Source organism: Paenibacillus sp. FSL R10-2778 (assembly GCF_038593035.1).
In the GTDB taxonomy this organism is placed as follows: Bacteria; Bacillota; Bacilli; order Paenibacillales; family Paenibacillaceae; genus Paenibacillus_AQ; species Paenibacillus_AQ odorifer.
The window spans coordinates 3,301,470-3,328,270 of the sequence record NZ_CP151956.1; the positions used below are offsets into that span (position 1 = coordinate 3,301,470).

21 protein-coding genes are annotated in these 26,801 nt (G+C 43.0%); 17 read left to right on the forward strand and 4 right to left on the reverse strand.

Translation table 11 applies throughout. The annotated features are described in order from the left end of the window. The first annotated feature begins 16 nt into the window (after positions 1 to 16). The 8 genes from NST40_RS14695 (at position 17) to NST40_RS14730 (ending at position 9,896) form a co-directional block, all read left to right on the forward strand. Positions 17 to 916: a sugar ABC transporter permease gene (locus tag NST40_RS14695; protein WP_076125692.1), complete on the forward strand. Its 900-nt coding sequence runs from the start codon at positions 17 to 19 to the stop codon at positions 914 to 916. Beyond that, positions 916 to 1,755, forward strand: a complete 840-nt coding sequence (locus NST40_RS14700; RefSeq protein WP_076125690.1) for a carbohydrate ABC transporter permease — start codon at positions 916 to 918, stop codon at positions 1,753 to 1,755. The genes NST40_RS14695 and NST40_RS14700 overlap by 1 nt, the downstream gene beginning before the upstream one ends. A 104-nt stretch (positions 1,756 to 1,859) precedes the next feature. Continuing rightward, positions 1,860 to 3,626 carry a sensor histidine kinase gene (locus tag NST40_RS14705; RefSeq protein ID WP_076217565.1) on the forward strand — a complete coding sequence of 589 codons (1,767 nt, stop codon included), beginning with the start codon at positions 1,860 to 1,862 and terminating at the stop codon, positions 3,624 to 3,626. Further along, positions 3,616 to 5,220 carry a response regulator gene (locus NST40_RS14710; RefSeq protein ID WP_076276501.1) on the forward strand — a complete coding sequence of 535 codons (1,605 nt, stop codon included), beginning with the start codon at positions 3,616 to 3,618 and terminating at the stop codon, positions 5,218 to 5,220. The genes NST40_RS14705 and NST40_RS14710 overlap by 11 nt, the downstream gene beginning before the upstream one ends. Before the next feature lie 201 nt (positions 5,221 to 5,421). Continuing rightward, entirely contained in the window at positions 5,422 to 5,814 is a 393-nt protein-coding gene (locus tag NST40_RS14715; RefSeq protein WP_076125684.1) for a hypothetical protein, read from the forward strand. Continuing rightward, on the forward strand, positions 5,801 to 6,286 hold the full coding sequence (locus NST40_RS14720; RefSeq protein ID WP_076184571.1) for a nitroreductase: 486 nt from the start codon (positions 5,801 to 5,803) through the stop codon (positions 6,284 to 6,286). The genes NST40_RS14715 and NST40_RS14720 overlap by 14 nt, the downstream gene beginning before the upstream one ends. A gap of 18 nt (positions 6,287 to 6,304) precedes the next feature. Then, complete coding sequence (locus tag NST40_RS14725; RefSeq protein ID WP_076276502.1) at positions 6,305 to 8,044, forward strand: ABC transporter ATP-binding protein; 1,740 nt, start codon at positions 6,305 to 6,307, stop codon at positions 8,042 to 8,044. Beyond that, a complete protein-coding gene (locus NST40_RS14730) occupies positions 8,031 to 9,896 on the forward strand; it encodes an ABC transporter ATP-binding protein (protein ID WP_081387453.1) in 1,866 nt (621 codons plus the stop codon). Before NST40_RS14725 ends, NST40_RS14730 begins: the two co-directional genes overlap by 14 nt. 317 nt (positions 9,897 to 10,213) lie before the next feature. On the opposite strand, the gene NST40_RS14735 is transcribed toward NST40_RS14730, so the two are convergent. Next, complete coding sequence (locus NST40_RS14735) at positions 10,214 to 10,759, reverse strand: TetR/AcrR family transcriptional regulator (RefSeq protein WP_076276503.1); 546 nt, start codon at positions 10,757 to 10,759, stop codon at positions 10,214 to 10,216. Between the two features lie 168 nt (positions 10,760 to 10,927). On the opposite strand from NST40_RS14735, the gene NST40_RS14740 reads away from it, so the two are divergent. Together NST40_RS14740 and NST40_RS14745 are read left to right on the forward strand one after the other, a co-directional pair. Continuing rightward, positions 10,928 to 11,674 carry an SDR family oxidoreductase gene (locus NST40_RS14740; protein ID WP_076217570.1) on the forward strand — a complete coding sequence of 249 codons (747 nt, stop codon included), beginning with the start codon at positions 10,928 to 10,930 and terminating at the stop codon, positions 11,672 to 11,674. 12 nt (positions 11,675 to 11,686) lie between these two features. Continuing rightward, positions 11,687 to 12,412 carry a RibD family protein gene (locus NST40_RS14745; protein ID WP_342410833.1) on the forward strand — a complete coding sequence of 242 codons (726 nt, stop codon included), beginning with the start codon at positions 11,687 to 11,689 and terminating at the stop codon, positions 12,410 to 12,412. A gap of 76 nt (positions 12,413 to 12,488) precedes the next feature. On the opposite strand, the gene NST40_RS14750 is transcribed toward NST40_RS14745, so the two are convergent. After that, positions 12,489 to 13,619 carry a glycosyltransferase family 61 protein gene (locus NST40_RS14750; RefSeq protein WP_342410834.1) on the reverse strand — a complete coding sequence of 377 codons (1,131 nt, stop codon included), beginning with the start codon at positions 13,617 to 13,619 and terminating at the stop codon, positions 12,489 to 12,491. Positions 13,620 to 13,971: 352 nt separating this feature from the next. Here NST40_RS14750 and NST40_RS14755 point away from each other — a divergent pair, with 352 nt between their 5' ends. Then, positions 13,972 to 14,952, forward strand: a complete 981-nt coding sequence (locus tag NST40_RS14755) for an aldo/keto reductase (RefSeq protein ID WP_076125870.1) — start codon at positions 13,972 to 13,974, stop codon at positions 14,950 to 14,952. A 460-nt stretch (positions 14,953 to 15,412) separates the two neighbouring features. On the opposite strand, the gene NST40_RS14760 is transcribed toward NST40_RS14755, so the two are convergent. After that, positions 15,413 to 16,276, reverse strand: a complete 864-nt coding sequence (locus NST40_RS14760) for an AraC family transcriptional regulator (RefSeq protein ID WP_342410835.1) — start codon at positions 16,274 to 16,276, stop codon at positions 15,413 to 15,415. Between the two features lie 143 nt (positions 16,277 to 16,419). Here NST40_RS14760 and NST40_RS14765 point away from each other — a divergent pair, with 143 nt between their 5' ends. After that, entirely contained in the window at positions 16,420 to 17,916 is a 1,497-nt protein-coding gene (locus NST40_RS14765) for a glycoside hydrolase family 43 protein (protein ID WP_076276507.1), read from the forward strand. A gap of 519 nt (positions 17,917 to 18,435) precedes the next feature. Here NST40_RS14765 and NST40_RS14770 read toward each other — a convergent pair. Then, entirely contained in the window at positions 18,436 to 19,344 is a 909-nt protein-coding gene (locus NST40_RS14770; RefSeq protein WP_076190385.1) for an AraC family transcriptional regulator, read from the reverse strand. Positions 19,345 to 19,500: 156 nt separating this feature from the next. On the opposite strand from NST40_RS14770, the gene NST40_RS14775 reads away from it, so the two are divergent. The 5 genes from NST40_RS14775 to NST40_RS14795 all read left to right on the forward strand — a co-directional run bounded on the left by NST40_RS14775 (position 19,501) and on the right by NST40_RS14795 (position 26,798). Beyond that, entirely contained in the window at positions 19,501 to 20,091 is a 591-nt protein-coding gene (locus NST40_RS14775; protein WP_076276508.1) for an SDR family oxidoreductase, read from the forward strand. Between the two features lie 15 nt (positions 20,092 to 20,106). Next, positions 20,107 to 21,090: an aldo/keto reductase gene (locus NST40_RS14780; RefSeq protein WP_076276509.1), complete on the forward strand. Its 984-nt coding sequence runs from the start codon at positions 20,107 to 20,109 to the stop codon at positions 21,088 to 21,090. A 289-nt stretch (positions 21,091 to 21,379) separates the two neighbouring features. Then, entirely contained in the window at positions 21,380 to 23,194 is a 1,815-nt protein-coding gene (locus tag NST40_RS14785; protein WP_342410836.1) for a hypothetical protein, read from the forward strand. Between the two features lie 170 nt (positions 23,195 to 23,364). Further along, a complete protein-coding gene (locus NST40_RS14790) occupies positions 23,365 to 25,725 on the forward strand; it encodes a glycoside hydrolase family 95 protein (RefSeq protein WP_342410837.1) in 2,361 nt (786 codons plus the stop codon). Positions 25,726 to 25,904: 179 nt separating this feature from the next. Next, positions 25,905 to 26,798, forward strand: coding sequence for an ABC transporter permease subunit (locus NST40_RS14795; protein WP_051491014.1), 894 nt, complete (start codon positions 25,905 to 25,907; stop codon positions 26,796 to 26,798). Positions 26,799 to 26,801: the final 3 nt, after the last annotated feature.

A 26,801-nucleotide genomic window follows, 5' to 3' on the forward strand; every position in this document is an offset into this window, starting at 1 on the left:
TAAGGTGGAGTGAAGCATGCATCAAGTATTCGGAAACAAAAAGGCTATCGCCGTATTTGTTGTTCCTGCTTTGATTTTATACATTCTTGTTGGTTTTTTCCCGATCCTTCAGTCTATGTATTACAGTCTGTTGGACTGGGATGGGATACAACCGGCTAAATTTATTGGTTTAGCTTCTTATAAGGATTTATTTTTTGCAGATACGTACGGCATGGATTTTAATCATTCGATACTTAATACGTTGTATCTGGCAGTTCTTTCTGTTTTCATGCAACTTCCGATAGCTCTGGTGCTCGCACTGGTTCTTGCCAGAGGGGTGTGGGGTGAAAAGCTGTATCGTACTTTGTATTTCATTCCAGTCTTGGTATCCTCCTCTGTCATCGGGGTTATGTTTCTGAAAATCTATCAGCCTGAATATGGCTTGCTGAATACGATACTCAATCAACTAGGCTTGTCCTCCTGGACACATGATTGGTTAACGGAAAGCGGAACTGCACTAATAAGTGTTATGATTCCAATCGTTTGGCAATATATCGGCTACCATATGCTTCTAATGTACGCTGCCATCAAAGGGATTCCTGAAGATTTGTACGAGGCTGCAAAAATTGACGGAGCATCAAGTATAAGAACCGCCTTCTCTATCACTATTCCACTTATTTCACCGATCCTGAAGGTATGCGTCATATTTGCTGTTTTGGGATCATTGAAGTTTTTCGATTTAGTCTTCATTATGACCAATGGCTACCCTACACCGGAAACTAGTGTTCCAAGTACATTGATGTATTCGTCGATTTTTAATCGCAATATGTATGGGTACGGCAGCGCGATGGCCGTGTTTATGGTTGTGGAATGTCTCTTTTTCTACTTAGTTCTACAAAAACTGATCAGAACCTACGATGATAAGGAGGAGAGCTAATGACAACAACACATAACCGCCGCTGGCCAAAGGTTGTTTTGCAGATTGCGTTTCTAATCTTCGCAGTTATTCAACTGTATCCGCTCGTGTGGCTTGTATTTTCCTCCTTTAAAACAAACATAGAAATTACAGGCTCAAATGTGATGGGCTTGCCTAATGAGTGGCGGTGGGCGAACTACGACTACGCACTTTTTAAGGCGAATATCGCACGTAACTTTTTGAACAGCCTTATGTATACAACGGTAACTGTCATTATTTCTGCTCTGTTATCGGCAATGGTTTCTTTTGCTGTCGCAAGAATGAAGTGGAAGCTTAATAATGTGGTGCTTACTTTCTTCATGCTGGGATTGATGATCCCCGTTCATGCTACGCTGCTACCTGTCTTTCAGATGTTAAAAATGACAAGCTTGCTGAATACGCCTTGGGCCTTAATCATTCCTTATACCGTTAGTGCACTTCCTACTACAATCTTTATCATGATTGGTTTCTTTAGAGCGCTGCCAGGTGAGTTGGAAGAAGCCAGCGTTGTAGACGGCTGCAATATTTATCAGGTTTTTTTCCGTATTATGCTTCCGCTTGTAAAGCCGGCTATCGTAACCACTTCCATCTTTACTTTTTTATCCGCTTGGAACGAACTGATGTTTGCCAATACATTCATTAATGATCCTGACTTAGCAACAATTACCGTCGCCATCAATTCGTTTAAAAGTGCCTATGCCACAGAATTTGGACCTATGTTCGCAGGAATGGTTGTGGCTACACTACCCATGATCATTATCTACTTGTTCCTAAGTAATCAAGTCCAAAAAAGCATTATTGCCGGGGCAGTTAAGGGTTAAAGCAATGGGATAGGAATCTTTCGAAAAATGCTATACTAGTGTCGTATTGAAGAAGCTATAAATAAAAGTCCGTATTCGCTTAATTGTCGGTCAGGAGGTTACCGGTGAGGTTTGCACGTATCCGATCACAAATCGTTTTTTACTACTTGGCCTTATTAGTGGTTTCCATGATTGCAAGCGGTATTATGTACCAACGAATCAATGAGAAATTCACCGAGGAAAAGGTAGGTGAGGTATCGCTTCAAACCTTGAACGCCATGAATTCCGGAATCGAATCACTTCTTGACAGCACGAATAATTATTCCAAGATGATCGTGTCGAACAATACGGTTCAGGAAATTTTGGGCAGTGATCTGGCGGGTAACGACATCGGAATTTTAACTTACAAGCTAGAGGTTGCTCTGTCAGATTTTATGCTCGCAGAGCCCTCTATCTCTTCTGTCTATCTATTCGATAATGCAGGACGTAAGTTTGCGATTGATTTGCAGTCTGCAAAACCGATCAGAACGGATGGGATCGAGTCAGCGGAATGGTACTCCGAGGCGGTCGCCTTAGACGGAAAAGCAATTTGGAGGAAAAATGCCGGAGGTATCTTCAATTTTGAGACGAAGGAACCCCAGCAGGATCCACAATATATTTCTCTGATTCGCATCGTAAACGACATGAACACTTCTAAGAAAATAGGAGTATTAGTCGTGAACATTACAGTTCAGGAGCTAAAAAAAAGCTATGAACGTTCGATCAACGATAATAAACCTGATTTAATGATCGAAACTGGATATGAGACACTCCTTGATTTTACACGGCCTGAATTATCGACTTATACAAACTCTTCTATGCTTGATGTGCCGCTCGGCAGTAGCAAAATCGTAAAGATCAAAGATCATAATTATCTGATCTCTTCTCTGGTTTCAATGGATCGTGGTTGGAGGTTTACTAGTGCTCAGCCTCTTGGGGAATGGGAAAGCCCTTATCGTCAATTTAATCTGATGCTGTTAATGATTATGTTGTTTAATTTCATTTCTATATTTTTAGGCTCCGTCTGGATTTCTAGATTCATTACTACACCTATTTTACATATGCTGCGATCCATGAAAAAAGTGGAGATTGGAGATTTCAGTTTGGTTCGGTACGAGGCGAGAACGGATGAGCTGAACCAGTTGAAAGATAGGTATAACAATATGATTATGACCATTGAGCAAGCGCTGAAGCGGGAGAAAGAAGAACAGAAATTGATTCGGAAACTCGAATTGGATATTTTGCAGCAGCAAATTAAACCGCATTTTTTATATAACACGTTAGAATCAGCTGGCTATTTAACTTTGTCAGGAAATAATAATGAGGCGTACCAGATTATTTCTGAGCTTGCAGCCTTCTATCGTCAGAGTCTTAGTAAGGGCAGTGATGTAGTAACGTTAAGAGAAGAAGTAGAGATCACTAAAAGTTATTTGAGTATACAAAATATTCGCTATCCAGAAATTTTCATCAGTGAAATTGAGGTGCCGGAAGAAGCTGAGTATGTTCGGATACCCAAATTGACGCTTCAGCCGCTTGTAGAAAATGCGCTTTATCATGGTATTCGCCCTTTAGGGGAGTGTGGTAAGATTCGCATCCTTGCCCGAATTCAGGGGAATCGACTGAAGCTAGTCGTGGAAGATGATGGTGTGGGGATGAATGAAGACAAACGTCGGGAAATGCAAGCTGAGCCCTATGGGCAAAATGAGTCCAGTTTTGGGTTGCGCGGTACTTTGATGCGTTTGAAGCTGTACTATGGGGCGGACATGAATTGTAGTTTGGTCAGTGCACCGGGAGAAGGAACTCGGATTGAATTGGAACTACCGCTTGAGGAGGGGAATAGTCATGGAGCTTGAACTGCTCAGAGCCATTATTGTGGATGATGAAATTAATGCGAGAAAAATTGTTCCCATCATTATAGATTGGCAAGCGGTTGGTTACAGATTCGTAGGTGAGGCCTCGAATGGAAGCGAAGCGTTAGATCTGATCGAAACCATGAAACCGGATGTAGTATTTACAGATATCAGTATGCCTTTTATGGATGGACTGGAATTAAGCCGGTTGATAAAAGAAAGGTATCCGCTAGTCAAAATTGTGATCATCACTGCACATCCCGAATTCGAATATGCAAAAAGAAGCCTGGACATTGGAGTACAAAATTTTATCTTGAAGCCGCTCCAAGCCGAGGAGGTACGAAGAGTTGCGGTAGATCTTCATGGGAAAATCCGGGAAGAGACAGAGCGGTGGAACGAATATCAGGAGCTGAACCGACAGTTAAAAGAACACGCCGTTCAACTAAAAGAAAAATTTCTAAATGATTTGCTATCAGGCCTCTGGGACCCCGATCAGCTGGATAGCCGATTCCATTACTTTTTTCCTGAATCAGCGAACAGCTTGTTTTCAATCATGCTTATTGAACTTCAAATTCCCTTAGAAGAAGGGGAGGAACAACGAATCCTGCAGTCTTTGCGTTGTAAGAGGTTTATTGATTACGCGCTTGAAGAGTATGAGGGAATCGAAGTTTTTTTTGATAACAGTCAACGGATTGTCCTTCTTAATAGAAAAGATAATCAGAATCTTACGAAGATTGGAGAGTGGCTGGCCCAATCGCTCCATGAAAAGCTTGGATGTAAAGCTTGCATTGGCGTAGGTAGTACCTGTACAGATTTCAATAGGATCAAAGAATCCTATAAAGAGGCGCTGGAGGCAGTTAGATATGGTAAGTTAAAGGGCAGTAACGCTATCTATTTTTTTAATGATGAAATTCATTTCGGGGGCCGATCCTGGGAAGTTAAGACGATTGAAATTGAGGAAATTTTGTTTTTTGTAAAAGCTGGTGTCTTAGACAAGGCTGTGCAATCCATTGAGAAAATGTTTCAGGATTTGGAGAAGTCCGAGGCTTTTTCTGTGGAACGAGCTAGGCTGGTTTCCGCCCAATTTGTCTCCACATTAATCAATTCACTCGCTGAAATGGGAGTTATACTAGATAATAATCTTTCTTTCGATATTTCGCCATATAAAAGGATTTTTGAGCTCGATAGCCTGCCAGACATGCAACAGACATTACTTGAACTCACAGAGAAGGTAACCTCTCAAGTAATCCAGGCACGAAGCAAAAAAACTAATAATATTATCCATGAAGTTAAAGATTTTATTCAACAGGAGATGCACATTCCGGAGATGTCTTTATCCTATGTATCGAATAAATTCCACATGAATTCCAGTTACTTTAGCCGGATCTTTAAGCAGGACACAGGGATTAGCTTTACGGATTATCTTCTCAAGTGCAGAATGGAAAAAGCGGTGAAGCTTCTGAATGAAACGGATTGGAAAGCTTATCAAATTGCTGAAAAGGTCGGCATTAAAGATCCATTTTACTTCAGTAACTGTTTTAAAAAAGTAATGGGAGTATCCGTTCAGGAGTATAAGAAAAATAGCTTTTCCCTATAAATCACTCCGTTGAATTTGATAATTTTTCTCTTTAAGCCCGCACTTTATGCGGGTTTTTTATTGTTTTTTTAGATATAAAGTAAGCAATAATGATGTTACAAAATGGAAAAATGATCTTGACAGAAATGGTTTCTATCGTATACATTTGTATACATGAAGAGCACGTATACAAATGTATACACCGCAAAAGGAGGAAATAAAATGCGTGAAGGACATGTCGGCAAACGTGGCGGTCATAGGGAACATGGAGAGCACAGAGATCGTGAGGGACGTGGCGAACACAGAGATCGTGGCTTTATGAAACATGGGATGACGGAATCAATGGATCCACATCCTAAAAGTGCTCAAACTTTTCGCCGTGGCAGAGCCATCGCTTTTTTAGATAAGCTTATGGTTAACCGGGCTACATTACAGCGGCAGTTAAATCAGCCTGAGCTTGAATCGATTAAACAAGTGGTTAGCGGTGAATTAAAAGCAACGGAAGCGATCATTGAAGAGTTTAAACAAATCTTTCAGATTCATGAGATCGCTCCAGAAGATACAACATCAAAAGTTAATAAAGAGGAGAGTAAAGAAAAAGATGAAAATAACTGAGCTTATTAAAACCCGTAGAAGTACAAAACAATTCAAACAGACTCCAATTCGTGAAGAGGAGTTACATTCATGGCTGGAGGCTGCAAGTTACGCTCCTAATCATCGTATGACCGAACCTTGGGAGCTTCTTTTCATCGGACCCAATACTAGAGCGAAATTAAAGCATAAGACGGATTTTGGCAACGCACCTGTTGTTTTTGCAGTTCTGTCTAAGCCTGCCGCAACTGCGTTTGAACGCGATGAGAATGTTATGGCTGCTGCTTGTTTCGTACAAAATTTCTTATTAGCTGCACATGAAGCAGGTGTAGGTACGTATTGGGCTTCGCTGGGGGCTTTGCCTCATAATCGTGAGATTCTTAGTGTTCAAGAAAATTACGATGTTATTGGGATATTTGGAATGGGGTATCCGGAGGAAGTGCCGAATGCGAAACCCAGAACACCGATTAGTTCTAAAATCACGTATTTATCTTAAACAATTGAAGGTGGCGGAATGTGGAAGCTTAAGCATTATTTGAGGCCATATTGGGTGTGGTGTGTGTTGGCACCATTGCTGATGCTGGTCGAAGTGACTATGGATTTACTGCAGCCCACGCTCATGGCAAGCATTGTGGATAAGGGTGTCATGACAAAAGATTTGTCTCATATTTTCTCGACCGGACTGATCATGCTTGGTGTAGCGTTTATCGGTCTAATTGGTGGGGTGGGCTGCACTATTTTTTCGAGTATTGCTTCTCAAAACTTCGGAAATGATTTGCGGATTAGCTTGTTTGAACATATTCAGAAATTTTCTAATAAGAACCTGGATCAATTGAAGACGGGCTCACTGATTACACGATTAACAAATGATGTGGTACAGCTGCAAACCTTTGTGCAAATGATTTTGCGGAGTATTCGATCTCCCTTGCTATTAGTCGGAAGCTTGGTGATGGCGATTCGGATTAGTCCTATGCTGACCCTCATCCTAGCCGTTGCCGTGCCACTCTTGAGTTTAATTTTGTATGGGTTAATCCGACTTTCTTTTCCTTTATTTCAGAAAATGCAGGTCAAATTAGACGGTGTGAACACAGTGTTGCAGGAAAATTTATCAGGCATTCGTGTAGTCAAAGCATTCGTCCGCGCTAACCATGAACAGAAACGCTTTAATACAGCTAACAAGGATTATACAGAAATTGCGATAAAAGCGGTACGGTTAATGTCATTAAATATGCCGCTAATGATGCTTGTACTAAATGCCAGTATTGTTGCTGTACTATGGTTTGGGGGAGTGCAAAGCTGGAACGGTGGGCTGCCAGTTGGTCAGCTGATCGCTTTTATTAACTATATAACCCAATTGTTGATGTCAATGCTGATGTTAAGCAATATGTTGACCTTCTTCTCACGAGCCAAGGTTTCTGCCGATCGGGAGAATGAAGTATTTTCCACCATTAGTGAGATTACAGAAGTTGCCAACGCTAAAAAAGATGCCATACACAACGGTCGGATCGTATTTGACAATGTATCTTTTGCTTATGATCCTACGGATGAAAATCTAGTGTTAGACGATATTAATTTCACTGCGGAGCCAGGAGAAACAGTGGCCATTCTTGGTGCCACCGGTACTGGTAAATCATCATTGGTCAGCCTCATTCCCCGGTTTTACGAAGTGTCCTCTGGATCCATTACAATTGATGGCTCCGACACTCGTATGATTGTCCTTGAAGATTTGCGTAGCAGAATCGGATATGTTATGCAGCAGGCTATTCTGTTCAGCGGTACTATCCGCGATAATATCCGATACGGCAGACCGGATGCCACAGATGAGGAAGTGAAAGAAGCAGCAATAGCCGCTGAAGCTCACAATTTCATTTTAGAACTTCCACAGGGTTACGATACAGAGCTCGGCCAGCGTGGCATTAACCTGTCCGGTGGGCAAAAGCAGCGGCTTTCGATTGCACGGGCACTTTTAATTCAGCCAACAATCCTCATTATGGATGACAGCACTAGTGCGCTCGATGCAGCGACAGAGTCACGAATCCGGCAGATGTTAAAAACACGGCTGCGCAGCAGCACGAATATTTTGATAGCTCAGCGTGTCACCTCTGTAATTGATGCTGATCGTATTCTGGTATTAGAAAACGGCCGAATTGCTGTACAAGGTACACATGATGGACTTATGAACAGCAGTGAAATATACAGAGATATCTGGAGATCACAGATGAAGGGAGAGGAGGTGCCTTATGTCAAAGCTTAATAATGGCATGAACACCACTCCTTTTAATCGATCAGGCGGATTCGGACCTGGATCTGGATCTGGACCGGGATCTGGCCCCGGACGGGGCGGAGCTGTGCCAATCGTACGTGCTAAGAATCAAGCGGGAACACTCAAACGCATCTGGATGTATTTGAACCGCCAGCGGTTCGGGTTAATCATTGTGTATGTATTTACTGTGTTAAATGCAATTCTTTCGTTGATTGGGCCTTATCTAATCGGTAAAGCGATTGATACTGCGGTAATTCCTCACGATTATCAGGGTCTTATTCGTTTTTGTCTACTCCTAATAGGTATTTATGGGCTAAGCAGTGTGGTTGCTTGGGTGCAAGCCTATGTTATGACATCCGTCTCACAGAATACCGTGTTTGAGCTGCGTCGTGATCTGTTCAGCAAATATCAACAGCTACCGATTAAGTTTTTTGACACGCAAGCTAACGGAGAACTAATGAGCCGGGCAACCAACGACATAGAGAGCGTATCCAGTACACTTAATCAGAGTGTGACCCAGTTATTAAACAGTTTGATCACCCTAAGCGGTTCACTAGTGATCATGTTAATGATGAACGTTCCGTTGACCGTAGTTTCACTGATAACGATCCCTCTTGTGTTATTGTCCAGCCGTAAAATCATAGGTTTAAGTCGAACTTATTTTAAAAATCAGCAACGCCATCTAGGTGAGTTGGGTGGATTTATCGAAGAAACCATCAGCGGACAAAAAGTAGTCAAACAATACAGCAGGGAAGAGACAGAAGTGAAACGGTTCCGCAAAATCAGTGGAGAGTTGAATAAAGTCGGCATTAAAGCACAAATTGTTTCCGGATTAGTGGGACCGGTCATGAACATGATTAATAACCTTGGATTTGCGATCATTGCCGGGGTGGGTGGCTGGATGGCTTTTCATAACATGGCTACGGTTGGCGTAATCGTTAGCTTCCTTACGTATTCCAAACAGTTCGGACGACCGATCTCCGATCTTGCTAACCAGTACAATCTAATTCAGTCGGCAATTGCTGGTGCGGAGCGTGTGTTTGAAGTTATGGATATGCCATCCGAATACGGTGACGGTGATGAACAAAGTGACGATCTGCCAAGGTTAAAAGGGAATGTTATTTTCAAAGACGTTTCATTTGCTTACAAGCCGGATTCACCGATTCTGAGCGGGGTTACGTTTGAAGCAAAACCCGGAGAGAAAATTGCGCTTGTTGGCCCAACGGGAGCTGGAAAAACGACCATTGTCAACTTGCTGATCAGATTCTATGATTTGAGCGGCGGCTCCATATTCATTGATGGCCGCGATATTGGAGAGCTGGATAAAAATGCACTTCGTAGTCAATTGGGAATGGTATTGCAAGACGCGCATGTATTCTCGGGAACGATTCGGGAAAATATTCGCTTTGGCCGTCTTGATGCGACTGACCAAGCGGTAGAGGAAGCGGCAAGATTGGCCAATGCAGACGCCTTTATCAATAGACTGCCGCATGGATATGAGACTATTCTCCATGCGGAAGGCAGTAATTTGAGCCACGGCCAGCGTCAGCTTTTAACGATTGCCCGCGCCATTCTAGCTGATCCAGCTATTTTGATCCTAGATGAGGCAACCAGCAGTGTGGATACGCGTACGGAAATGCATATTCAACAGGCGATGGAAAAGCTAATGAAGGGACGAACAAGCTTTGTGATCGCCCATAGGCTTAGTACCATCCAGGATGCTGATCGTATACTCGTTATTCAGGGTGGCGGAATTGCCGAGCAAGGCAGTCATAAAGAGCTTCTTGCGCTGCAAGGCGTTTATTACGAGCTGTACAATACCCAGTTCAAACGAGCGATTTAAAAAAACTTTACTTGAACCGATAACATTTGTAAGGAGATGCTTTTATCGGACTCCTCTGACATTAAAGGCGAGATTTTCTGATTTTCAGAATGTTAAAGGACCCCACAGTAGCTATTGGCATGAAAAACACCAAATATAAGTCACTTTCTAAGGAATAACGTCCTTGAGGTCCGAAGCCCTGCTTCAAGAGCTGAAAACTACCAAATAACGTCCTCTGGGACCGAAGTCCTTAAAAAGATGTGTAATCTATCGGCGTAATTAATGCCCGATAAAAAAGAGCGGCGATTCACCTATTATAGGAGAATCGCCGCTTTTTTTTATAAATTCCTCTCTAATAACGTTCCGAGTTGTTCAGCCAAGACTTGATAGGTCACAGGTCTTTCATTCTTGAACCACCATTCCACTACCCCTGCATAAGCCGATGCAACAAAACTAATAATAACCTCTTCATGTAACCCTTCGTTTATGCCTTCGGTGGTAGTTACTTCATGTCTAAACTCATCGAGAAGAAAGCTTAAGAAACGATTTCGGAAATAAGGAGCACCTTTACTCGCTAGCATCATAGAGAAGAAAGAATAATTTTTATCGAAGTATTCCGTCCAGGTCAACGTTGCCTCGATAAAATCCAATTCAGACGCCGATTCACAAAGTGTTCTTAGGACCTCTATATGTTCTTCGATAAGTTTATCTAACAAATCATATTTATCCAGATAATGAAGGTAGATCGTTCCCCGGCTTACATTTGCTGTGTCGGAGAGATCCTGTATGGTAATGTCGTCAAAATTTTTCTCAGACATTAGTTCAATAACAGCCTTTTTAAGCGCATCTTGAGTTTTGAGTATTCTTCTATCCACTTTAGACATTCGTGGTTCACCTAACTTTCAGAAAATACTGAACACATTCATAGGATCTGTTCAGTATTGAACAAAACAGAATCATCGTACAATTGAATGTATTTTGTAACTGTTTATAATAATAGACTATAGTCCATTAATGAATCAATATTCAATATCGAAAGGATGTTTATTCGCATGTCTAATATCCAAGATAAAGTCGTAATTATTACAGGTGCTTCTAGTGGGATTGGGGAAGCCGCTGCTATAGAACTAGCCTCTAAAGGAGCTAAGCTTGTCCTAGGCGCACGTCGTGAGGAACGTCTACAAAAGCTACAAGGAGAAATTGAACAAAGTGGTGGAACGGCCATCTACAAAGTAACAGACGTGACTTCCCAAACACAGATGGAAGAACTGGCTGCTTATGCACTTAAAAAGTTTGGCAAAATTGATGTATTAGTTAATAATGCGGGAATCATGCCACAAGCCTTTCTTTTTAAGAAAAAGGTGGATGAATGGGATCAAATGATTGACGTAAATATCAAAGGGGTTTTATATGCGATTGCAGCTGTTCTCCCCTCAATGAGAGAGCAAAAATCAGGTCATATTATTAATCTGTCATCGGTTGCTGGCCATAACATTTACCCAGGGGGTACAGTATATTGTGGCACCAAACATGCGGTTAGAGCAATTTCTGAAGGGCTTCGTCAAGAAGAAGCGATGAGTGGAACCAATATTCGTGTCACCAATGTTTCTCCAGGTGCCGTCAGCAGCGAATTGTTAGCTACTACCTCAGATGCAGAGTCAAAAGCTGGCTTGGATGAATTTTACAAAGTGGCTATTGATGCAGACAGCATTGCACGTGCGATCACATTTGCCATTGAGCAACCGTCAGATGTAGCTATCAATGAAATGATTATTCGTCCAACTGTTCAAGTTGGTTAAAAGGGGATCATTATGGACAGACCCTATATTATTTGCCATATGCTTACCTCATTGGATGGTAAAATCATCGGAGATTATTTGGATGAAGAACGGACTGCCTATTTTATTGATGAGTACGAAAATATTCATGATCGGTATGGATGTAAAGCTTGGATATGTGGCAGGATTACCATGGAGGAGAATTTTACATTAGGCAATAAACTAGAATTAGAGCAGAGTAACCTTTCAAGCATTCCAAGAACAGACTATATCGTTCAAAAAGATGCCTCAACATATGCAGTAGCTGTAGATCCCACTGGAAAATTAGGCTGGACCCAAAACTACATTTCAGAAGGAAGTCACAATAGAACAGAGGATCATATCATTGAAGTGCTTACAGAACAGGTATCTGATGCTTATCTAGCTTATCTGAAAAATCTAGGAATCTCATATATATTTGGTGGAAAAGAACGATTGAATTTTTCTGTAGTCGTGGGAAAGCTGAAACAATTATTCTCAATCGATAAATTGATGCTGGAGGGTGGGGGCGTTTTAAACGGGTCTTTCCTGAATGAAGATTTAATTGATGAGTTGAGCCTGGTTATAGTTCCCATCGCAGATGGTGCCTCTAATTCTGTGACCTTATTTGAAATGGATGCATCTATGAAACAACAGCCCCCAGCAAATCTTAGCTTAAAAAGTGTAGAAAAACTTACGGATGATGGGCTATGGTTGAAGTATGTAACACGGCGTGATTAAATCTATGTTTCTTAAAAAGCGCAAAGCAAAATATGCTTTGCGCTTTTTGAATTCGAGAAAGTAGTAAGCAATCTTCTCATTCCAAGCCTGCCAGATGCATCGTTTGTTTCAGACGATCTACGTTCACATAGATGTCCTCCAGTCCTGGAAAACGAATCGCAGGATCGGGTACACCTTGCCCGTACACCATATAATATTCGAGATTATTATGGTTGCTGATCATCCAATAGGTTGGAATAACATGCTGGGCATGGAAAATTTCAATGACCTGTGTTCCAGGCTGGCAAAAAGCCAGATTAGCGAGTCCAGCACCATGTGGACCTACGATTACTTTTGCTGAGGCGAATAATTGGATTTGCTGGGCAACCGTCCAGTCCTCTAGACAAATCGGTACGATATTATATTTTTCAAGGCAGCAGATGACTTCATCTTCATTAACCAACCGTCTTGAGCTAGCTTTTTTTCGTGAAATATAAAAACGTTCCGGAGTGACTAGTGTTGTTTCTCTATGCGGTAACAAAAATCTCCGCAGTGTATCCGTGGTCCAAGGAGGATAATGTGAATTCATCATTAAGGAAGGGACGAGTAACTGGTCAGCCTGAACATATGCTTCTGAATTCGTCCGGATCACCAATGACTCGGATATCCCAAGCATGGTCCACGTTTGTTCCACAAAGGGTCCATACGGATTTGGATTCATGATAATAGTGGAATAAGTGATTCCGCTCGATTGAAGCATCGCTAATCTAGGAAGCACATCATACATCCAATGAAAATAGTTATGGGCTCCGCAAAAGGTTAACACCGCCGCGGTCCCGGCAAAATGTTGAAGCTGCGGATCATTCCACCGGTGAAACACTGGGTGCTCATCTGCTTCAAGCATCCTATATTGCTTGGCGTCATATTCTTGGGAAAGATCAAAGATCAATTTCCCTTCTGGTGTTAGAACAGCACCAGATTCTCCCCATACCTTCCCTCTGGAAATGGTGGCAACGTATCCGCCAAAGGGCTTCAAACAATAAGGTGTTAGTGCTGGAGCAATACTCGTTTCAATGCTTTTAGGCGCTCTGAACTCAGCCGCCCGTCCGAAGTCAAAAGGAACGACATTCCCCGCTTCCTTTGTACTGTTTTCGTTGTGGGAAGTAAAGTCCCAGATGCTTTGGTAATATCCTTGGGGTGGTACCCCTTGTGCAGAAAATAACATCATGTCACCTCATATTCCCAAGTAGAAGCGCAGAAACCTTATTAAGCTATTTTATGAAATGAAGAATCTTCGGACACAGACTTACACGGAAAGAGGCGGATGAACAAGATTTGATTCAAATGCTGTTATTACTTGATTAATAGGCTTGACATGGACCAGGATTGAATATAAATTCAGTTTATTCAAACGCCGTTTAAATCATCGATTAGGTGCAATGTACTGCCGGAAGTGTTAACTATTCCGCAGTTCCTTTTCATCGGTATGCGTTGGAGCTGTTTTATGAATTAATATGTAACCCTTTAAGACAGGGCAATAGGATATTACAATTTAATTGGAAAGTGTGGATTCGAGATAAATGAAGTATACAAAACTTGGAAAAACGGGGCTGGATGTATCCCAACTGTGTTTAGGTTGTATGAGCTTTGGCGTTGCCGAACGTTGGATCCATCAATGGGTGCTTGATGAGAAGCAGAGCCGTGTTATCATAAAAAAAGCGCTTGACCTGGGTATTAATTTTTTTGATACAGCGAATGTATACTCCGATGGAACGAGTGAAGAAATCGTTGGACGAGCGCTTAAGGATTATGCCAATCGAGACGAGATTGTTTTAGCAACTAAGGTCTTTAACCGTATGCATGAAGGTCCGAACGGAGCAGGATTATCCCGGAAAGCAATTATGAGTGAGATTGATAAGAGTCTCAAGAGGTTGGGAACAGATTATGTAGATCTATATCAGATTCATCGCTGGGATTATCACACACCTATCGAAGAAACGATGGAAGCTCTTCATGATGTAGTGAAGGCTGGTAAGGCAAGATACATAGGTGCCTCAGCAATGTATGCTTGGCAGTTTCAAAAAGCGTTATATGTAGCGGAGAAAAACGGTTGGACCCGATTTGTATCTATGCAAAATCATCTCAATCTTATCTATCGTGAAGAAGAACGAGAGATGTTGCCGCTTTGTAAGGAAGAGAATATTGGTGTTATTCCCTATAGTCCCCTTGCATCAGGAAGACTTACGCGAGACTGGGCGGTATCAACTCATCGTTCAGAAACTGATCAGATTCAAAAATCTAAATATGATGGAACTGCCGATACCGATCAATTAGTCGTGGAGCGAGTTGCGACAATCGCCGAAAAACACGGTGTTCAACGGATTCATATCGCTCTTGCTTGGTTGCTTCAAAAAGAACCTGTTACGGCACCTATCATCGGGGCTACAAAAACATCGCATCTCGAAGATGCCGTAGGTGCGTTATCCATTACTTTAACCTCTGAAGAAATTGCGTTTTTAGAGGAGCCTTATGTACCACATTCCATCGTTGGTTTTAATTAATAAAAAATCAATGGGGGAGGATAATCCCGTAGAGCCGAAGTCAGCGATGTTTACCAACGTTTAACTGTATTTTGTACAGCTATATTCCTTCAAATCACTCAGCTCGGGGATATAAGTGTACTTCGTACATCTATTTCCTTGATTTTCTACCCATTAGGTAGGTTTGGTTGTTTTTAGTTGTATAAAGTGCAATTAAAGTATGAAGGTTCTTTCTGCGTACGGAATAAGTGTATAGAATGCAGTTATTTTCCAGATTCGATTAAGACGTAGAGCTAGAAGAATGCGGAGAGGAACTTCCGATCGCTTCAAGTCCAAGGTTTGTTAAAAGCGATTAGCGACCATTAGTCTGTTTATATTCACTTGCCCATAATCTGATCAGGTAATGCGCATTAATTCAAAAACACCAGGGAGTAATTTGCCAATAATAGGAGAATCGCTGCCTGGTGTTCTTTTTTTACACTCAAAGCTTGTTCCTATAGACCTTGGGTGACATCCCATAGATTTTAGTGAATTGGCGAGTAAAATAATTACTATCACTAAACCCGCATTCATGTGAGATTTGGGTGATACTGAGATTAGAATGCTTTAATAGCCCGCAAGCCCGTTCCAGACGTAAACGATGAAGATAAGCGATCGGGGTTGTCTGATGGTAGGAGCGAAAGATCCGGTTTAAGTGTCTGACTGATATGTCCGAATGTTTGGCGATCTGATCCAGTGTTAACGGCTCAAGATAACGATCTTCCATATATGAGAGTGCATTCGCCAAATGCATCAGATGGTTCCCCTGAATCCCTTTTTCCTGTTGGTCATATTGTCTGGACAAATAGACGACCAGTTCCATAAACTTGGAGCCCAGCATGGTCTGATAACCCTGTAGCTTGTTGTGATATTCTTCAATCATGCCCGCAATGAGAAAAGAGACATACTCCAGGTTAGGAATCGGCAAGCTGAGTTTGCTTGTGTAGGAATGTTTATGGCGATACAGGGGTTCCAACACAAATAAGGCTTGAAAGCCGTTGGATGTCCGCAAATCTGCCCCAGCTGTCGATAGCATTTCAGGCTGAAACATAATATTGCAGATCTTGAAATCCTGAGGATCTTTAAAAGCATGCGGGGTCGAACCATTAATTACAAACACATTTCCCTTTTTGATAAAAGACTCCTCAGTATTAACAATATGTGTAGCTGTGCCACTCAATACAATTACGAGCTTTGAAAAGTCCGCATGTCTATGTAGATCGGTGTCTTCGTCGTGATAGCCGTATTGAATAAAAAATGGAAATTGACGATCAGATGTAAACCATTTTAAATAAAATTCACTCAACTCGTTACCCTCCAAAAGCTTGTCTAGATGAATGTCTATATCATGCTATTTTAGGACCGAATAATCAAGGCTTTCTATCCAGTGGAAGCAGTATAATCCTTGACATAGGTTTCAGTGATTAAGATAGAGAAGGAGAATACTACATGAAATATAACAATCCGATTATCCCGGGGTTTTATCCAGATCCAAGCATTTGCAGAGTAGACGAGGATTATTATCTGGTAAACAGTTCATTTGCCTATTCTCCGGGAATACCCATTTGGCACAGCAAGGATTTGGTGCATTGGAAGCAGCTTGGGTACTGTTTGACTCGTGAGAATCAGCTTCAATTTGATGAATCCGTGGTGTCCGGAGGTGTTTGGGCGCCGACTCTTCGTTATTATAACGGTCGTTTTTATATGGTTACGACAAATCAGGATAGCGGAGGTCATTTCTACGTTTGGGCGGATGACCCGGCAGGCGAATGGTCGAATCTACTTTATGTGGAGCAGGAAGGCATTGATCCCTCCTTGTTTTTTGACGATGGAAAGGTTTATTTCACAAGCACAGGCTCCGAGCAAGGGATGGGGATCTACCAATGTGAGATTGATATTGAAACGGGTCAAAAGCTTAGCGATACACGCTTGATCTGGACTGGTAGCGGAGGGAAATTCCCTGAGGGTCCACATCTTTACAAAATAAACGATTACTACTATTTGATGTGTGCGGAAGGTGGGACAGAGTATGGACATATGGAGACTATTGCAAGAAGTAGATCGCCATATGGGCCTTATGAATCGTCTCCTCACAATCCCATTTTGACACATCGAAGTTCAGATTACCCCATTCAAGCTACAGGGCATGCCGATTTAGTTGAAGCACAGGATGGTAGCTGGTGGGCGGTATTTCTGGGGATTCGACCAGTAGGTTATCCTTACCGTCATCATCTTGGCAGAGAGACATATTTGGCTCCTGTTCAGTGGACGGAGGAGGGGTGGCCAATGATTGGTGATAACGGAGTGGTTGGTTTAGAAATGGAAGCTGACCTGCCTTCACCAATGCCGTGGGAAGAAGAGCCTGAAACCGACGATTTTGATCAATCTGACCTAAGAATGAGCTGGAATTTCATTCGTAATGCTAATAAGGTGGATTGGTCATTGCAGGAACGGGGAGGGTGGCTAGCTTTACGTGGATCAGATGTGAGATTAAATGAGAAGGGTACGCCTGCTTTTATTGGCTGTAGACAGCGGCATTTGAATTGTGAAATTACCACCAAAATGGAATTTAGCCCTCTTGAGGGTGACGAAGCTGGTCTTGTAGTTTTTATGGATCAGAAGTATCACTACGCAATTGGACTAACGCAGATGGAAGATAAAAATGTTATTGCGCTGCGCAGACAGGTAGGGAGCATTAGTGATGTGGCATATTCTTCGGCTTTCGAAGGAACAGGGGTAGAATTGAGAATCCAGGCATTACCTGAAAAATATATATTTTACTATCGAGGTGTGGATCAAATATGGCATCTGCTTGGCGAAGCCGAGACACACTTGATATCTACTGAAGTCGCAGGCGGATTTACTGGAGTATTCTTCGGCATGTATAACTACTCTCCTTATGGAACAACTGCTTATTATGATTGGTTTAGTTATCAAAAGAAATAAAAGGCGGTCGGCTACGTGATCGTCAGAAAAAGCAGTGTTAGCTTGTGAAAAACACAAAGCAGCGATTCTCCAAGTATGGATGAATCGCTGCTTTGTGTTTTTTGGTGGTTGTTGTTGTTTTTGGTTGTTGTTGTTGTTGTTGTTTGGATATCGTTGTTTTTTTGTCGTCGTTGGTTGTCTCCCTCAGCTTGTATTTATCAACCTCTTAGGCTTAAGGACTCAGAGGACGTTATTTGCGTATTTATCACTTTTTAAGCATAGTTTCGGACCCCAATGCAGCTATTACTTCGAAATAGATTCATATTGAGTGTTTTTTGAGCCAATAGCGGCTATGCGGTCCTTTAGCATCCCAAATGTGAGATAATACTACGTTTAAGGTCCCCTGGTCCGATAGTGATCAGCAGATAGGATAAACCTGATAGGACCAGCCCGATAGAATCAGCGTGTGCGCAAAGGTTACCTATACATGTTGATCTTTAGCGGATAGTTCCATATTGTGAATGAAGAACACGTTCGCTTTTATCCTATGAGCATATTTTCCTTCAAACGCTTGATGTCTGCTCTAGGTGGTGAACCAAACATCCGAGAATATTCGCGGCTGAATTGTGATGCACTTTCATAGCCAACACGGAACGCGACATCCGCTGCATCCGCTGATTCAGATAATAAAAGGCGGCGAGCTTCCTGTAAGCGCAGATGCTTTTGAAACTGAATAGGACTCATGGCAGTTACCTCTTTGAAGTGTCTATGGAACGAAGAAATACTCATATTGGCTGTTTCAGCAAGCTCTTCAATCCGCAAAGGTTTATCACAGTTCTCGATAATCTGTTCGATGGCCTCCCGAATGCGGTAGGTGCTGCTACCTTCCATCGCAATTTGAGCGAGTGTAACTCCATAAGGTCCCTGCAGAAGCCGGTATAGAATTTCATCAGTATAAATCGGAGCCAAAAACGGAATGTCCTTGGGATCATCCAGCAAACGTACCAATCTCAGGATCGCATCCAATAGTGATAACTCTATCTGCCCGACATACATAGCTCGCTTAGCATTTTCTTTCGGAGCGAGTTTAAATTCGGAATCATTTAGTACTTTCAAAATCTGACTCTGCGTGAATTCTAGCTTAAAGCTTAAATAGGGTGCGTTGGGAGAAGCTTTTATAATCTGACCGATAACGGGTAAATTCATTGATGATATTAGATAATTTGCGGGACCATACTCAAAACGCTCCTTGGCCAATAAGATCTCCTTTGTTCCCTGCGCAATGAAACATAAAGAAGGTTTGTATACTCTGTATACTGGCTCGGTTACATTGGAGTTACGAATCACAAACAATGAGGGGATAGCGGTCTCATATACTCCATCCTGGCTCGAATGATGTTCAATCAATCTGGCGAGTTCTTCTTTCCGCTCTAGTAATTCTTTAGACATGTGCTCCTCCTAATGTTTTGTTCTTATTCAATTATAAAGTAAAAACATCTTTTGTGTTAGTGATAGTGAGAGGAATAGGCAATCATTTAAGATAATTGAGATAACGGCGTTCACTTCATTTATCGCATAATTAGAACTAAGAAAGGGGTTTTGAAATTGAGCAATGTTTTGATCATAGGCGCTAATGGCGGAATTGCACGACATGCGATTGATTTGTTTTTGAACGAAACCGATGCCCGGTTAACACTATATCTCCGCAACTCGGACAGATTAAGCCATATAACATCCAGCCGCACTCGAGTATTTGAAGGAGATGTGTTGGATAGTGAGCAATTAAAAGAAGCGATGATCGGGCAAGATGTTGTTTATGCTAATCTGGCAGGTAATTTGGAGAAAATGTCTAAGACCATCGTTGAAGCAATGAACACCACTGGTCTTAAACGTTTGATTTTTATCAGCTCAATGGGCATTTACGATGAAGTTCCAGGAGAGAAGTACAGCAGTATATTGGATCCATATCGTAAATCTGCAGAAATTATTGAAGCTTCAAATCTTAACTATACAATTCTGAGACCTGGATGGTTTACCTATAAAGACGAGATAGACTACGAAACAACTCAGAAAGGTGAACCTTTTAAAGGGAGAGAAGTGTCGCGAAAAAGTGTGGCTGCATTAGTTGTTAAATTGGCCGAGTCACCAGATATGGAAATTCGCCGCAGTTTAGGAGTAAACAAACCCAAAATCTAAAGGAGACACATACTAATGGAATATACAAAACTTGGTCGTACTGGTTTGGATGTATCTAGAATTTGTCTTGGTTGTATGAGTTACGGAGTACCTGAACGTGGAATGGCTCCGTGGTCGCTAAATGAGGAGCAGAGCAGACCCTTTATTAAAAGAGCACTGGAGCTTGGCATCAACTTCTTTGATACGGCTAATGTATACTCTGACGGAACAAGCGAAGAAATTGTCGGACGTGCCTTAAAAGAATTCGCTCGCCGCGATGAGGTAGTCATTGCTACAAAGGTGTTTTTCCGGATGCATCAGGGACCAAATGGAGCAGGACTTTCACGCAAAGCGATTATGACCGAAATAGACAACAGTCTAAAACGGCTGGGCACAGATTATGTGGACCTATACCAGATCCATCGTTGGGATAATGACACTCCTATCGAAGAGACCATGGAGGCCCTTCATGACGTAGTAAAGGCAGGTAAAGTTAGATATATTGGAGCGTCCTCTATGTATGCTTGGCAGTTCTTGCAGGCACAGCATGTTGCTGAGCGTAACGGTTGGACTAAATTTGTCTCTATGCAAAATTACTTGAATCTACTCTACAGGGAAGAAGAACGGGAAATGTTGCCTCTTTGCCGGGAAGAAGGAATCGGTGTGATCCCATGGAGTCCGCTTGCTAAAGGTCGACTAACCCGTGATTGGAATGAACAAACAGCTCGTTCAGAGATAGACGAAGTCGGAAAGGCATTTTATGCAAAAATGGCTGAGGCTGACCGCAAGGTTGTTGAGGTAGTTGCCGGAATTGCGGCTAAGCGCGGGATTCCACGTGCCCAAGTAGCGCTTGCTTGGGTTCTGCAAAAAGAGCCAGTAACATCGCCTATCATTGGTGCAACCAAAGCAAATCATCTGGAGGACGCCGTTGCAGCGGTATCAGTGAAGCTGGAGCCAAGTGAAATAGCGAGTCTGGAAGAGCCTTATGTGCCACACCCAGTTATAGGAAATCTAAGCTAGATAAAAAGCGTGATACCCTTGGGGATCGCGCCTTTTTTTTACCTAAGCTAAACTTTCATCTACCATTTAGTGCCTTTAGAAACTTGTCTTTAGTTTGGCTTAATCGTTGCTCAGCACCATGCGGGTGCAAGGGTTTGCATAAATAGGTGAATAAGAAAACACATTCCAATCGATAAAAATGACATGTTAATTCTTCTTAAGCCAAGGTAATATGTATCCGATATGTGAGAGTGAATATAGAAAAGGAGATGAACTCTTTATTATTAATTCCACATTGAAGCATACGCACATGAATACTGAAATTGGCCAACCAGCCATCCTCAATCCAAGTCAGGTGTACCCGACGGTTTCCTTCACACCGTGTGTTAACGGAAGGGTTGCCGGTGAATTGATTTTTGATAGAACGAAACTGGTGACTGAGTTGCCTGAGACTTCTATGGTTAAAGACTCGTTAATGGAATGGACACCGTTAGGCACGGCTGATCTACTGGGTACTTATGAACTGCGAATGACCCTCAAGCAGGACGGAAAAGCTCCTCAGTATGACTCATATTATTTTACCGTGCTGGATCCAAAGAGCATCCCCGCGGGACAGAGCACAATCGCTTTCCTTGGTAACGATGGAATGATGATGTATATCGGTGATTATCGAGGTAATCGGATCTTGGACTTTTCTAATGCGGGTTATAGGGGTGGTGGTGTTGAGATCCCGAATATTCCCGTTAAGTCGACCGTTCTACCCTTGGAGGGTGACGCGACGGACCGTATTCAGGTGGCAATTGACCAGTTGGCTATGCTCCCGCTCGATAAGAACGGCTTCCGCGGGGCAGTCCTTTTGAAAAAAGGCAGATATGAAGTCGGAGGCACGTTGTTCATTAAAGCAAGCGGGATCGTCCTTCGCGGTGAAGGTCAGGACAAAGAGGGCACTATTCTTTATGGTACCGGAGCGAAACTGCGAAATCTAATTGAAATTGGTGAAAATGCAGATCTTATGCTGGACAGCAACTCGAAGCAGATGATTTCAGATTTGTATGTGCCCTCAGGCTCGCGTTCTTTCCATGTAGAAGACGGGAGTGCTTACCGTGTAGGCGATCAGATCATAGTCCGCAGAATAGGTAATAAAAACTGGATTCACGAAATTGGTATGGATAACATCTATAAGCGCCCGGGTGGAACCGTAACCCAATGGTCACCGTTCATTCTGGATTTTGACCGAGTCATCACTGCTATTGTAGGTAATACGATTACGGTCGATGCCCCATTGGCGAATGCTATCGAACGTCAGTGGGGCGGCGGAGAGATCTATAAATATACAGACCATGCCCGCATTCAGCAGGTGGGGGTAGAGAAAATGAGGGTAGAGTCCGATTTTGACCCAAGTATTATAGATATTAAGATGGATAACGATACAACAGATTCTTATTATGCGGACGAAAAACATGCTGAACGTTTCGTCGTGTTCAACAGTGTGAAGAATGGCTGGGTTCGAGAGGTGAGAGGTTACCATCTGTCCTATTCTCTAGTTCAAATGAAGCGTTATTCCAAATGGGTTACGGTTCAGGACTGTCAAATGTACGATATGATCAGTGTGGTTACTGGGGGTCGCCGTTATGTCATACATCAGATGGGCCAGCTAAATCTCGCTCAACGTATTTATACAGAGACGGCGCGGCATGCGTTCACCGTCGATAGCTGGGTACCGGGGCCGAATGTATTTCTGGATGGAGAAGCTGTTAAAAATTATAACACCAGTGAACCTCATCATCGCTGGTCAGTCGGAGGCCTGTTCGATAATATCAAAGCTCCCATCTCTATTCGGGATAGGGCGTGGTTAGGCAGCGGACATGGCTGGGCAGGTGCGAATTATGTGACTTGGAATACACAAGGAGAGCTCACTTTACAGCGGCCACCAACCGCTCAAAACTACGCCATTGGCCATGTTGGTAGCAAGATACCCGGACTGCTTCCTAACGATTATGATTCCCGGCCCCGTGAAGATGGATATTGGTGCAGTTGCGGTCAACATGTCGTCATTAATAGTCTCTACAAGCAGCAGCTGATGGAACGTTTAGGTCGAAATGCGCTCAATAATATAAAAAAATAATTTACAGTAGGGTGCGGAATTTTCCGCATCCTTTTTAGTTTGGATCATAAAAAAACACAACCCCTAACAATCTATGCCATGGAGAGACATCAGGATCAAGAGTAGCATAGGAAGTGGAGTTACTGACGAATGATATGAACTGAAAATAGGAAAGGCCAGGTGAACAAGAGTTGAGTGAAAGAAGACGAGCGAAACAAGAGGTAGCATTACCGGCAACCAAGCAGGAATCAGAACGTCTTCGATTATGGTATACAAGCCCGGCGTCAAATTGGAATGAGGCTCTTCCCATAGGAAATGGGCGCCTCGGGGCAATGGTGTCCGGTATGATCGGCCAAGATAAAATCCAGCTTAACGAAGATTCAATTTGGTACGGCGGCCCTGGACGTGCAGCTAATCCTGCAGCTCAGCCATATTTAACAGAGATTCGGCAAATGCTGAAAGACGGCAGGCAGGCGGAGGCAGAACATTTGGCACGAATGGCTATGACTGCTTCACCAAAATATGAGCAGCCGTACCAGCCACTTGGAGATTTGATTTTAAAGTTTCTGGATTCCAGTGAGGTTATAGAAAAATACGAGCGGGAGCTCGACTTGGAGCAAGCGGTCGTTACGGTATCGTACCGTTGTGGCGGGGTTCGCTATTACAGGCAATATTTTATAAGTGAACCGGACGGTGTATTGCTAGTCCGATTGACAGCTGACAGACTTGGCAAGATCACGTTGGCTGCGAATCTTATGCGTCGTCCGTTCGATACCGGCTGTAGCACTGGTCCTGCAAACACAGTTTTAATGAATGGGGAATGCGGAGCGGATGGCGTTCGCTTTTGCACAGCACTAAGGGCAGTTCAACAAGGAGGCCGCCAGAGGCTCATCGGGGATTTCATCTCTATTGAGGGGGCAGACTCCGTCACCCTTATGCTGGCAGCGCAGAGTACCTTTCGCGTAGATCAACCTGAAAAAGCCTGTCTAGAGCAATTGGATCAAGCTACGGCTCAGTCTTTTGCAACACTAATAAAGCAGCATAAGGAGGAGTACAAGTCCCGGTTTGCTCGATTTTCAATCGATTTAACTAGGGGTGGAGACCTGTACGCTGAGCTTCCTACCGATAAGCGATTACAGCGGTTACAGCAAGCAAAAGATGAAAGAAGCAATCCCAATGAGTCTGGTGATCCGGGACTAGTTGCACTATATGTACAGTATGGGCGCTACTTACTGCTTTCCAGTTCTCGACCAGGTACGTTGCCTGCTAATCTGCAAGGCATATGGAATGATAGCTTTACCCCGCCATGGGAATCAAAATATACAATTAATATTAACCTCCAGATGAATTACTGGCCTGCCGAAGTCCTAAATATGGCTGAATGCCATGAAACGCTGTTTGATCTGATCGAACGGATGCAGTTGAACGGTCAAGAAACGGCAAAAGAAATGTATGGCTGTCGCGGTTTTGTTGCTCATCATAACACTAACTTATGGGCGGAAACCCGACCAGAAGGCATCCTAATTACCTGCACGGTCTGGCCAATGGGTGCTGCTTGGTTATGCCTTCATTTGTGGGAACACTACCGGTTTGGACTGAATCTTTCTTTTCTCAAGGAAAGGGCCTATCCAGTGATGAAGGAAGCAGCGATTTTTCTGCTTGATTACATGGTAGAGGAAGGTGGCTTACGAATTACTGGGCCTTCAGTCTCCCCGGAAAACCGCTTCCTTCTTTCGGACGGAAGCAGCGGCAGCCTCTGTATGGGACCATCCATGGATTTGCAAATCGCATATACATTGCTATCCGCCTGTTCGGAAGCGGCATTAATTATCGGAGAAGAAGATACAATGTTTCTCTCTGAACTACATGAGACGCTTGAACACATTCCACAGCCGAGTGTGGGCAGTCATGGACAGATTAAGGAATGGCTGTTTGACTACGAAGAGCAAGACGCAGGTCACCGGCATATTTCTCAGTTGTTCGCATTACATCCGGGGGAACAGATTGACATGAGGCACACCCCTGAGCTTGCCACAGCAGCCCGGCGAACGCTTGAACGCCGCCTTGACGGAGGTGGAGGTCATACCGGCTGGAGCAGGGCATGGATCGTCAACTTTTATGCCCGTCTCGGTATGGGTGCGGAAGCCTATGAGCATTTAATTAAACTGTTAGCCTCCTCCACGTATTCGAATCTTTTAGACTGCCATCCACCCTTTCAAATAGACGGCAATTTTGGTGGAGCAGCAGGGGTAGCAGAAATGCTGCTGCAATCCCACCGAGGAGAACTTCGACTATTACCTGCCCTTCCCAAGGAGTGGTCTTCAGGCAGCATAAGGGGGATGAGAGCAAGAGGTGGTTTTACCGTTGATCTTTCTTGGAGCCAAGGAAAGCTGGATGAAGCGACGATTCACTCTACGGTTACCGCTGAATATCGAATTTGGTCTGCCGTTCCGCTCGATCTGCCAGAACAATCTCTTATTAGCGATGGTCAGGGATTTGAATATACTTTTTCTTCAGTTGCAGGGAAGTCCCGCAAGATTTGTGCACAATAGTCAATCGTAATAAAACACAGGCAAGCCGAAAAATCTCCATTTTGAAGACCTGGATATTGGATTAACATTAGCCATACAACAAAATCCAAACTGCAACCAAAGGAGCGATATTTATGCCACAACAAGTGCCAGCCGCATTGCCAGCGAGCAGGCCAGATCTTTCCCCATTCCAAAGACGAATGACCAATTTGCGCAAATATAAAGCGCTGTATCTCATTTCACTTCCGGGCATTATTTTTTTTATCGTATTTAAATACTTACCCTTGGCGGGTTCCATCATGGCCTTTCAAAACTACAACATATTCAAAGGTTTTACAGGCAGTCCGTGGGTTGGCCTTGATCAGTTCCGGCGGATGTTCACCTATCCAGAGTTTTTGAGAATTCTTGAAAATACTATCCTGATCGGCCTATATGATATGGTCTTTGCGTTTCCGGTTCCCATAATATTCGCCCTCCTTCTTAATGAAGTGAGAAAAGCTTTCTATAAACGGATTTTGCAGACCGTCGTTTATTTGCCCCATTTTCTCTCATGGGTCATTATTGGGGGGATTATGATTGGCATTTTGTCCCCAACGACAGGTATCGTGAACCAGATCTTAAATGCTTTTGGGCTCGACTCCGTTTATTTTCTGGGCGAGGACTCGTATATTCGTACCATCCTGGTTGGAACAGGCATATGGAAAGACAGTGGATGGGGAACTATTGTTTATTTAGCCGCACTCGCTGCTGTGAATCCTGAGCTGTACGAAGCGGCCCGGATTGACGGAGCAAATCGTTGGAAACAAACCTTATCTATAACGATCCCGACGATCTTGCCCACTATCATGATTATGTTTCTGCTTCATATCGGTAACTTCCTTGATTTTGGCTTTGAGCGAGTGTTTGTATTTATCAATTCGCTTAATGAGACCAATGGAGATATTCTCGATACTTATATATACCGAGTGGGTCTTATTGATCAGCAATACAGCTATACAACAGCTATAGGCCTCTTTAAATCGGTCGTCGGACTGTTGCTAGTCATGATCGGGAATACGCTTAGTAAAAAAGCATCAGGGGATGGACTTTACTAGAAA